13 protein-coding genes and 1 pseudogene are annotated in these 9,905 nt (G+C 27.9%); 9 read left to right on the top strand and 5 right to left on the bottom strand.

Annotation, left to right across the window (positions count from 1 at the left end):
* Positions 1–322: 322 nt before the first annotated feature.
* On the top strand, positions 323–1,186 hold the full coding sequence (cheP, locus tag AJ932_RS00230) for a cheVAW transcriptional regulator CheP (protein WP_070233281.1): 864 nt from the start codon (positions 323–325) through the stop codon (positions 1,184–1,186).
* Between the two features lie 27 nt (positions 1,187–1,213).
* Complete coding sequence (gene cheQ / locus AJ932_RS00235; RefSeq protein ID WP_079860118.1) at positions 1,214–1,693, top strand: cheVAW transcriptional regulator CheQ; 480 nt, start codon at positions 1,214–1,216, stop codon at positions 1,691–1,693.
* Between the two features lie 61 nt (positions 1,694–1,754).
* Here cheQ and AJ932_RS00240 read toward each other — a convergent pair whose 3' ends face one another.
* Positions 1,755–1,910 (bottom strand): highly acidic protein, encoded by a 156-nt coding sequence (locus AJ932_RS00240; protein ID WP_002851965.1) that lies wholly within the window; start codon positions 1,908–1,910, stop codon positions 1,755–1,757.
* A 92-nt stretch (positions 1,911–2,002) separates the two neighbouring features.
* Between AJ932_RS00240 and moaC the strand changes: the two genes are divergently transcribed.
* From moaC to AJ932_RS00255, 3 genes are read left to right on the top strand one after another with little or no spacing between them, the layout of a single operon-like run.
* Entirely contained in the window at positions 2,003–2,476 is a 474-nt protein-coding gene (moaC, locus tag AJ932_RS00245) for a cyclic pyranopterin monophosphate synthase MoaC (protein ID WP_070233283.1), read from the top strand.
* On the top strand, positions 2,454–2,717 hold the full coding sequence (locus AJ932_RS00250) for a DUF493 domain-containing protein (RefSeq protein WP_002857480.1): 264 nt from the start codon (positions 2,454–2,456) through the stop codon (positions 2,715–2,717). The genes moaC and AJ932_RS00250 overlap by 23 nt, the downstream gene beginning before the upstream one ends.
* Complete coding sequence (locus AJ932_RS00255; RefSeq protein ID WP_079860119.1) at positions 2,707–3,867, top strand: hypothetical protein; 1,161 nt, start codon at positions 2,707–2,709, stop codon at positions 3,865–3,867. Before AJ932_RS00250 ends, AJ932_RS00255 begins: the two co-directional genes overlap by 11 nt.
* A gap of 19 nt (positions 3,868–3,886) precedes the next feature.
* Here the strand turns inward: AJ932_RS00255 and AJ932_RS00260 are convergent, their stop codons facing one another.
* A complete protein-coding gene (locus AJ932_RS00260; RefSeq protein WP_002869154.1) occupies positions 3,887–4,645 on the bottom strand; it encodes an exodeoxyribonuclease III in 759 nt (252 codons plus the stop codon).
* Between the two features lie 117 nt (positions 4,646–4,762).
* On the opposite strand from AJ932_RS00260, the gene eptC reads away from it, so the two are divergent.
* Genes eptC through pyrC form a run of 4 tightly spaced genes read left to right on the top strand, consistent with a single transcriptional unit; the run spans position 4,763 to position 7,890 of the window.
* Entirely contained in the window at positions 4,763–6,298 is a 1,536-nt protein-coding gene (gene eptC / locus AJ932_RS00265; RefSeq protein WP_070233285.1) for a lipid A/FlgG phosphoethanolamine transferase EptC, read from the top strand.
* Positions 6,295–6,651 carry a diacylglycerol kinase gene (locus AJ932_RS00270; protein ID WP_044778744.1) on the top strand — a complete coding sequence of 119 codons (357 nt, stop codon included), beginning with the start codon at positions 6,295–6,297 and terminating at the stop codon, positions 6,649–6,651. The genes eptC and AJ932_RS00270 overlap by 4 nt, the downstream gene beginning before the upstream one ends.
* Entirely contained in the window at positions 6,648–6,893 is a 246-nt protein-coding gene (locus AJ932_RS00275) for a replication/maintenance protein RepL (RefSeq protein WP_002861043.1), read from the top strand. The genes AJ932_RS00270 and AJ932_RS00275 overlap by 4 nt, the downstream gene beginning before the upstream one ends.
* A complete protein-coding gene (gene pyrC / locus AJ932_RS00280; RefSeq protein ID WP_070233286.1) occupies positions 6,883–7,890 on the top strand; it encodes a dihydroorotase in 1,008 nt (335 codons plus the stop codon). The genes AJ932_RS00275 and pyrC overlap by 11 nt, the downstream gene beginning before the upstream one ends.
* Before the next feature lie 31 nt (positions 7,891–7,921).
* Here pyrC and AJ932_RS00285 read toward each other — a convergent pair.
* The 3 genes and pseudogenes from AJ932_RS00285 to AJ932_RS00295 all read right to left on the bottom strand — a co-directional run.
* Positions 7,922–8,136: pseudogene (locus tag AJ932_RS00285) on the bottom strand (hypothetical protein).
* 55 nt (positions 8,137–8,191) lie between these two features.
* Entirely contained in the window at positions 8,192–8,911 is a 720-nt protein-coding gene (locus AJ932_RS00290; protein ID WP_070233288.1) for a class I SAM-dependent methyltransferase, read from the bottom strand.
* 79 nt (positions 8,912–8,990) lie between these two features.
* On the bottom strand, positions 8,991–9,905 hold a 915-nt coding region (locus AJ932_RS00295), incomplete at its 5' end, for a methyl-accepting chemotaxis protein (RefSeq protein ID WP_002934477.1).

Below are 9,905 nucleotides of genomic sequence, written 5' to 3' on the forward strand. Positions count from 1 at the left end.
TATAATTATAAAATTTCAATTTAAATTTTATTTTATATAAAAAATTGATTTAATGAGAGTAAATTTGTATGAAATGTTGTAAATATTTTTGTGGTATTTGTAAATTATATTTAAAATAAATTTAAAAGTGTATTTTTTTAGTTTTTATATTTTGGATAAAAATTTAAAATTTTTGATTTTGTATTTTTTAGATATTTTATCTACAAATTAACTATACTTAATCAAGCGTTAAATATTCACTTTGTGCAATAAGTAAATTAAATTTTAGATATAATTGTAAATCTATGAAGAACATTGAATATTAAATAAGGATGTATTAAATATGATCGGAGATATGAACGAGCTTTTATTAAAAAGCGTTGAAGTTTTGCCACCTTTGCCTGATACTGTGAGTAAATTAAGAAAATATGTAAATGAGGCTAATTCAAATATAGAAACCATGAAAGTTGCTGAAATCATTTCAAGTGATCCTTTAATGACAGCTAAGCTTTTGCAACTTGCAAATTCTCCTTATTATGGTTTTACAAGAGAAATTACAACTATAAATCAAGTGATTACTTTATTAGGTGTTGGTAATATCATCAACATAGTTACTGCTGATTCTATTAAAGATAGTTTTAAAATAGATGTTTCACCATATGGTTTGGATACTCAAGTTTTTTTAAGAAATTGCAACGAAGAGGCAACTTTTATCACAAATTGGCTCAATAATGAAGATAAAAAACTTTCTCATCTTTTAGTTCCTTGTGCAATGCTTTTAAGACTTGGCATTGTTATTTTTTCAAATTTTCTTATACAAAATCATAGAGAGAAAGAATTTTTAACTTTTTTAAATGAAACTAAAATTGAAAATATTGCTTTAGCGGAGAATGAATTTTTAGGTGTAGATCATATTTCTTTCTTGGGATTTTTGTTGCATCGTTGGAATTTTGATGATGTTTTGATTGAAAGTATATGTTTTGTTCGCACTCCTCACGCTGCTCGCGAAGAAGTGAAAAAATCCGCTTATGCTCTAGCAATAACAGATCATCTTTTTGCTCCACATGATGGCTCTTCTCCATTTAACGCAAAAGCTGCAGTTGCTTTACTTGAAGAGGCAAAAACTCAAGGAATTAATTTTGATTTAAATAATCTTTTATCTAAGCTTCCTAGCAAAGCTAAGGAAAATTTAAACAAAGAAGATTAAAGAGCTCTTTTAGGGCTCTAAATTGTAGTGATGAAAAGTTTAATCTTGCCTCCTAATGAATTTTTAGATCACTATATTTTAAACGCTGAATTTCATCGTTTTGCTGGAATTTCAAAAAATGCTTATAAATTTTGGAAAAATGTAGAAATAGGTAGATATCAAGGAACAAGAATTGTATTTTTGCATAGGAATTGCATTTTAGAAAAACATCAGCAAGCTTTAAGGCAATGTAGCGGTTTAAATGGTTTTGTATTGGCAAGTGCTTTTTGTTCTTTTACTGGGTTAGCCCCCTCTCATTTAGTGGAAAAAAATAATTCTTCTATTTATAAACTTTTAGAGCTTAAGGAGATTTGTGGGATTAAATTTGTTAATCTAAAAAAATTTTATGATTTTTTAGGGCTAAATTATCATCAGCATATTTATATAGAAAAATGCCATTTTTTTAGTCCAGCTCCTTTTGAAAAGCGTATTAAAATCACTGAGAGTATGTGCGTTGGGTATTATTAAGATATAAATTACAAGCCCTGTGAAGACATTGCTTGTAATTTAAAGATGAAAATTTTGTATTTTAATCCATCTCATAAAAATCATCATCATTGTTATCATCATCGTATTCGTAATCATCATCATCGTAATTATAATTTTTATGGTGATTTTGTGGATATTCTTCATCTTCGTTTTCATAATCATCGTAATTTAAATCTTCTTCATCTTCATAAGCCATTGTTTTCTCCTTAAATAAAAATACAAAGCTTATTTTATCTTAAATTTGTTTGGTTTTGCTATAATTTTTATAATTTTTTAAAAGGTGAATTTATGAAATTAAGTCATTTAGATGAAAACAATCATCCTAAAATGGTAGATGTAAGCGATAAAAATATTACTTCAAGAATAGCCACAGCTAGTGGTATGATATATATGAGTCAAGAAGCTTTTGATGTAATTAAAAACAATACTGCAAAAAAAGGCCCTGTTCTTCAAACAGCTATTGTTGCGGCTATAATGGGGGCTAAAAAAACAAGTGAAATTATTCCTATGTGCCATCCTTTGATGCTTTCTAAAGTCGAAACTGATATTGTGGAATTTGTTAAAGAATGTGCGTTTAAGCTTATTGTAACAGTTAAGTGTGAAGGTAAAACAGGTGTTGAAATGGAATCTTTAAGTGGGGTTAGTATAGGACTTTTAACTATATATGATATGATCAAGGCTATAGATAAATCAATGAGGATTACGGATATAGTGCTTGAAAGCAAAGAAGGAGGCAAAAGTGGTAAATTTGTGCGATCTTAAAAAAGAACCTCAGATCAATTATCCTACTTTTTGGGATTATAAGGTGATTTTTGAGGTACATGTTAAGGCAAGTGAAATTTTTCAAGAAATTTTAGGTCAAAGAGAATATAAATTTGAACATTCGAATTCAAGTGCGAGCGGAAAATATCAAAGTTATTTATTAAATGTTTATGTGGATAGCAAAAAAGATCGTTTGGATATATTTGATAAATTAAAAGCTAAAGCAAAATTTGTGCTTTAAGAAAGAAGGAAAAATGAAAAATACTTTAATTATTTTTGAAAATTCTTTGTCAAATCTCGGTAAAGATGAAGCAAGTGATTTACTTGAGGACTTGAGTTTTAATCTTGCATATAAACAAATTTCACATAATCCTCATGAAACAAAAAAAGTTTTAAATTCTCTTTTGGTTGAATTTTTAACTATTTTAAAAAAACTTGATTTTTGTGACGATGAAAATGTTTCAAAGGTTATTAAGGCTCTGGTAAAAGCAAGTGTTGCAGATGCTCAAAATTCGCTTTATGAGTATATTAGTGAAGCTGAATTATTAAACAAACAGATTGAAAATCAAAAGAATTTGATTAAAAATCAAATCAGCGATAATTTTTTTGAATTCGAGAGTATTTTACAAGAATGTTCTTTTTGTGATGAATTTAGCGGTGGTTTAAATGATGCTATTTTATTTGATATAGAAATGCTTGGAATTTTAAAAGAAACCGCTGAAAGTGCTTTTTTAACCACATTAGAAAAGGCTGAAGATATAGAACTTACAAGTAGCGAAATAGCTAAAAATCTCGTATATAATGCCATTTGTGAAGCTCATTTTGAAAAAGAAAGAATTTTACAAATTTCAAGTATTATTTTAAATACCGCTTTTGAAATAGCTAATGAATCTATGGCTTATGCAAAAGATCTTTGTTTAGGTGTGATTAAAGGCACAAGAGATGGTATTGTTTTAGCAATGGAAAAATTTAAAGCTTCATTAACTTATGCAAATTTTGAAGAAGATGTTAGTTTAAAAAGCAAAGAACTAATAGGTATAGAAGATGATTTTATTGCTCTTTTAAAAAAAGAGATTCAACTGCAAAATGATCCTTGTAAGAGTATAGTTGAGAATTTGCTAGAACATGAACTTGATAATCTTTTTGCTAAATTTAGACGTCTTGCGAGTGAAAGTAGAGAACAACTAATACTAGTTTTAAATGATATTAAGAGAAATCCAAAGATTAATGATTTTAATAAACTTACTCAAAGAAAATTAAATCGTTTTAAACAAGAAATTTTTGAATTAGAAAAAATTGCTAGTGAAAAATACAAAGATTTAAATTCCAAAAAAGCTAAAAAGCTCGGTGTAAGACTTTGGGAAAAAGCAAAAAAATTTGTTAAAAAATAATATCCCATTTTTTGGGATATTAAATATCTATTTCTATGCCTACAGGTGCGTGATCAGAGCCAAAAATATCATCTCTTATGAAAGCGTTTTTAAGTTTATCTTTTAAACCTTTTGAAATGAAAAAATAATCGATCCTCCAACCCACATTTCTTTCTCTTGCTTTCATTCTATAGCTCCACCACGAGTATTTTTCTTTGATTTCACCATTAATTTCTCTAAAAGTATCTATAAAACCAAGTTTTAGTAAATCATCAATCCAAGCTCTTTCTATAGGTAAAAAACCTGAAGTGTTGGCATTGGCTTTTGGATGGGTAAGATCGATTTCTTTATGAGCGGTATTAACATCGCCACAAATAATAATTTCAAATCCATCCTTTAAAAGCTTATCTAAATACACTAAAAAATCTGCATAAAATTTCATCTTAAAATTTAAACGCTCTTCATCTTTTTGACCATTTGGAAAATAGATATTAAAAAGTGCGATATTTTTAAAGCGGTGTTCTAAAACCCTGCCTTCTTCATCATCAAAAAATTCGCATTTTTTTACTTCGCTATCAAAATTACAAAGACTCATTACCCCAGAATATCCCGCTCTTTTAGCAGAATTAAAATACATGTGTTTAAAAGGATATTCATAAATTTTTTTAGGAAATTTATCTTCATGTGCTTTGATTTCTTGAAAACCTATAAAATCAATTTTTTCTTGTGCTATCCAATCAAGTGCATTTTTATCACAAATAGCCCTTAAGCCATTGACATTCCATGAAAGTAGTTTCATTATTTTCCTTAAAATTTTCATTAAAAGTGTAAATCATAGCATAAAAAGATTTAAAACTACAATCTATTTAAACAAATTTAATAGAATTAAAATCTTAAATTTGAAGGTGGGATTTATATGCTTAGATTAACTTGGTTTTGGTTTACTTTCTTAAATTCTTTAATGATTGCAATATTAAATTTTAATTTATTTGAGTTTGTGTATGAAAAAAACAATCAAAATTGGTTTATAACTTTTGTTTTCATTGTGGTCTATTTTGCACTAGTTCATGCAATTCTCTCTTTACTTTTTATGAAATTTTTTACTAAATTTTTCTCTATATTCTTTATAATATCATCTTTTTTAAGTGTTTACTTTATTAGTTTTTATGGGGTGCTTATAGACTCTGATATGATACAAAATGTTGTTCAAACGGATATCAAAGAAGTAAAAGATTTGTTAAATTTAAAATTAATTTTATTTATTGTTTTGGCTTTGTTGTTGGCTTTTTATGTTGTTAAAGTGAAAATTGATTATGGTAGTTTTAAATTTCATATAAAAATTAAAATTATCAATATAATATCAGGTTTGATTGTGGTTAGTGCAGTTTTAATCCCTTTAAGTAAAACTTTCTTGCCTTTTTTTAGAAACTATAATGAAATAAGAATGTATAATACTCCTTTTTATCAATTTTATGCCGTATATCGCTATTATGTTCGTTTTGTAAAAGCTAAGCCAGAATTTAAAACTATAGCTAATGATGCTTATAGAGAAAACAATCACACTAAAAAAATTTTGGTTTTGGTAGTGGGTGAAACCGCTAGAGCAGCAAATTACTCTTTGGGTGGATATACTAAAAATGATACCAATTTTTATACTAAAAAAGATAATGTAGTCTTTTTTGATAATTTTTCATCATGCGGAACAGCAACAGCGGTAAGTTTACCTTGTATGTTTTCTATATCCAAGCGTAGAGATTATTCGAGTTCAGAATTTCAAGAAAATGCCATGGATATACTTTATAAAACAGGTGTAGATGCTGCATGGTTTGATAATAATTCTGGTGGTTGTAAAGGGGTTTGTGATAGATTAGCTTATAAACAAAAGCTTTCTAGTGATTTGGATGAAAATTTACTCACTCCTTTTAAAGAAAAATTAAATCATTTGAGTGATCAAAATATAATAGTTCTTCATTTGCAAGGTTCTCACGGGCCAACTTATTATAAACGCTATCCAAATGAGTTTAAAAAATTTACTCCAACTTGTGATACCAATGAACTTTCAAAATGTGATAGTAAGGCTTTAATCAATACTTATGACAATACTTTGCTTTATACAGACTATTTTTTAAGTGAGATTATAAAACTATTAAAAGAGCAAAAAGATTATGAAAGTTCTTTATTTTATCTTTCAGATCATGGTGAAAGTTTGGGCGAAAATGATATTTATCTTCATGGTATGCCTTATGCTATAGCACCAAGTTATCAAACTCATATTCCTGCTATTTTTTGGAGTAATGATGAAAAATTAATGAATTTAGCTAAAGAACATAAAAGTTTAAAACTTTCTCAAGATAATCTTTTTAGCACTCTTTTAGGATATTTTGATGTAAAAACAAGTGTTTATGAGCCAGAATATGATTTATTAAATCCTAAACTTAAGGCAAATCCATGAAGCCTAAATATCATTTTTTAAATAACGCAAGATATGCTTTAGAAGGGGTTTTTGCTTTATTTAAAAATGAAATGGCGTTTAGAATTGAACTTTGCATTATTATCCCTGCGATAGTTTTTAGTTTTTTCTTAAAAGTTAGTTTTTTGGAACATTTGTTATTGGTAAGTGTTTTAATACTTATCTTAATTATAGAAGCTTTAAATTCAGCTATTGAAGCTTGTGTTGATTTGATTACAAATGAATGGCATGAAAAGGCAAAAATTGCTAAAGATTGTGCGAGTGCGGCAGTGTTTTTTAGTGTGCTTTTAGCTCTTTTTGTTTGGGGTTTTATTTTATATAGCATTTACTTATGAAATTTGAAAATTTAATACGAGAAATTTTAGGAAAAAAGCGTTTTGAATTGTTAAAATTTTTATGTGAAAATGCCGATGAAAATGGTTTTATTATGATTAAAATCAGTGAGCTTGAAGAAAAATTACATCAAAGCAAACCCACTATCATTGCTACTTTTAAATTTTTAGAAGAAAAAAAACTTTTCAAGCGCCTTAAGAATGGATTTTATCAGCTAAATATAGGAGATAAAAATGATACTTAAAAATCCTTTAGATATGCATTTGCATTTAAGAGATAATCAAATGCTAGAACTTATTGCACCTTTGAGTGCAAGAGATTTTTGTGCAGCTGTGATTATGCCAAATTTAATCCCTCCGCTTTGCAATTTAGAAGATCTAAAAGCTTATAAAATGCGTATCATTAAGGTTTGTAAAGATGAAAATTTCACTCCTTTAATGACACTTTTTTTTAAAAATTATGATGAGAAATTTCTTCAAATTGCCAAAGATGAAATTTTTGGCATTAAGCTTTATCCAGCAGGAATTACAACAAATTCAAATGGTGGAGTTTCAAGTTTTGATATAGAGTATTTAAAACCTACTTTAGAGGCTATGAGTGATTTAAAGATTCCTTTGCTAGTGCATGGTGAAACAAATGATTTTGTCATGGATAGAGAGGCAAATTTTGCTAAAATCTATGAAAAATTAGCAAAAAACTTTCCAAAATTAAAAATTGTAATGGAGCATATTACCACTAAAACTTTATGTGAACTTTTAAAAGATTATGAAAATTTATATGCGACAATCACTTTACATCATTTAATCATCACTTTAGATGATGTTATCGGAGGTAAAATGAATCCTCATCTTTTTTGTAAGCCTATAGCCAAGCGTTACGAAGATAAAGAAGTACTTTGTGAGCTTGCCTTTAGTGGTTATGAAAAAGTTATGTTTGGAAGTGATAGCGCGCCTCATCCATTGCACACTAAAGAATGTTGCGGTTGTGCCGCAGGTGTATTTAGCGCCCCAGTGATTTTACCTGTTTTAGCTGAATTATTTAAGCAAAATAGCTCCAAAGAAAATTTGCAAAAATTTTTAAGCGATAACGCTTGTAAAATTTATGATTTGAAATTTAAAGAAGATAAAATTTTAACTTTAGAAGAAAAAGAATGGCAAGTGCCAAATGTTTATGAAGATAAATACAATCAAGTCGTGCCTTATATGGCCGGAGAAATTTTAAAATTTCAATTAAAACATTGATTTTCCACCCTAAAGGTGGAAAATTTAAGCTTTATTTACAAGAGTATCTCTGATATCTATAACAAGATAGATCACAAAAAAACTTAAAAATAAAGCAATAAAACTGACTATCAGCGACAATAAACCAGCTAAAAATCCAATGCTAAACATCATAAAAAGAGAATAAAGCAAAGCTACAACAAAACTTATCACTGCAATTGCATCAAGAATCAAGCGTCCAAATTTGATGATTAAATTTTTAACCATTAAAAACTCCTTTGAAATAATCGGTGAAATTGTAATAAGTATAAGCTTAATGTTTTTATAAGTTATTTATAATTAAAAGTTTTATTTTGGATTCTATAGTTTCAATAATATCATTTTCAACAAAAGAACTTACAGTTTCTTTAGAAGCTGTGATTTTGTTAATGTTTAAATGCCATAGAGCATTTTCTATAGCCTCTTCTTTCGTTCTTTGAACTTTGCGTGTTTCATCAAAAACAATCTTATGAAAAAATATATTTTTTTCTAGTAAATAACTTTCTAAATCTTTTTTATAAAAACCTTTAAATTCGGTATTAAAATATTTAAAAATCGGATCTAAAAAATCACTTTTTCTATAATCAGCCCAACCAAGATAAATTTTTGTTTTAGCTAGATTTAAGAAATTTGTATAATCTTTTTCATTTTGTAAAGCAGGGGACATACTTAAAAATGCAAGGTCAAATTTAGCATTAGGATTGTTTTGCATCCAAGTTTCAAAGCTCAAATTTTCGCATTTTATATTGTTAAGATTTAGTTTTTTGGCATCTTCTTGTAAAATTTCAAGCATAGCATTTGCACTATCTAAGGCAAAAATTTCTTTAGCCTCTTTAGCTAAGTGTAAAGTCCAAACTCCAGTTCCACATCCTATATCTATAATGCTTTTATTTTGAAAAGAAATCTTTAAATTTTGTAAATATTCAAAAGTTTGCTTTTGTATGGTGTTTAAAGTGTTTTGATATCTTGTGTAAGTTTTGGCTTTTTTATCCCATAAATTCATATATTTTCCTTGATAAAATATATAAAATCATAGCATAAATTTTTAAAATTCAAGCCCTTTTTTGGGCTTGAATGACTAATTAAAACCTCTTCTTCTTAACATCTTCTAAGATATTATTAGCTATATCACTTACTGTACTAGAAATAATAGCTGATTCATTAGCAATTTCAACATTATCTTTAGTAGTTTGATCAATTTGTGCTACGCTATCATTGATTTGAGTAATACCTGCAGTTTGTTCTTTAATACTTTCTGCCATATCATTGATAGATTGAACAAGTAAATTAGTATTAGCTTCTATTTCAGATAAAGACTTTTGAGTTCTCTCAGCTAGTTTTCTAACTTCATCAGCCACAACAGCAAAGCCTCTACCATGTTCTCCAGCACGTGCAGCTTCAATAGCTGCATTTAAAGCTAGAAGATTAATTTGATCTGCAATATCACCTATGATACCTGTAACATTTTTAATCTCTTCAGATTGAGTGATAACATCACTAGTTTTAACTGAAACATTTTGCATAGAAGAAGTGATCTCTTCTAAAGCTGCTGCAGTTTCTTCTAAAGATTGAGCTTGAGAATTTGAAGAAGTGGTTAAGCTTTGAACAGCAGTTTGTAATTTTCCACTTTCATTAGCTAAAGCATTAGCAAAGTCTGAACTTTGTTTTAGCATTTTAACTATTTCATCGCCTAAAGCATTAGTAGTTAATTCAACACTTCCTGAAGCATTAGAGATTTTATTTCTAAAATCTAAGCTTTTGTATTCTTCAAATATTTTATGAATAACATTCATATCAGAACCTACTCTAGCTTGTAAAACATCAAGAAGTTTATTTAGAACATTTTTAAGTTCAATAAGTTGTGGGTTTCTTGGATTAGCAGTAATTCTTGCTGTTAAATTACCACCTTCTACAACTGATACGGTTTGAACTGATTCTTTAACAGCTTGATTGTCTTGTTCTAAACCTTTTTTAGTAGCAAGGATGTTTTCGTTGAT

The organism is Campylobacter sp. BCW_6873 (assembly GCF_001762365.1).
Taxonomy (GTDB): domain Bacteria; phylum Campylobacterota; class Campylobacteria; order Campylobacterales; family Campylobacteraceae; genus Campylobacter_D; species Campylobacter_D jejuni.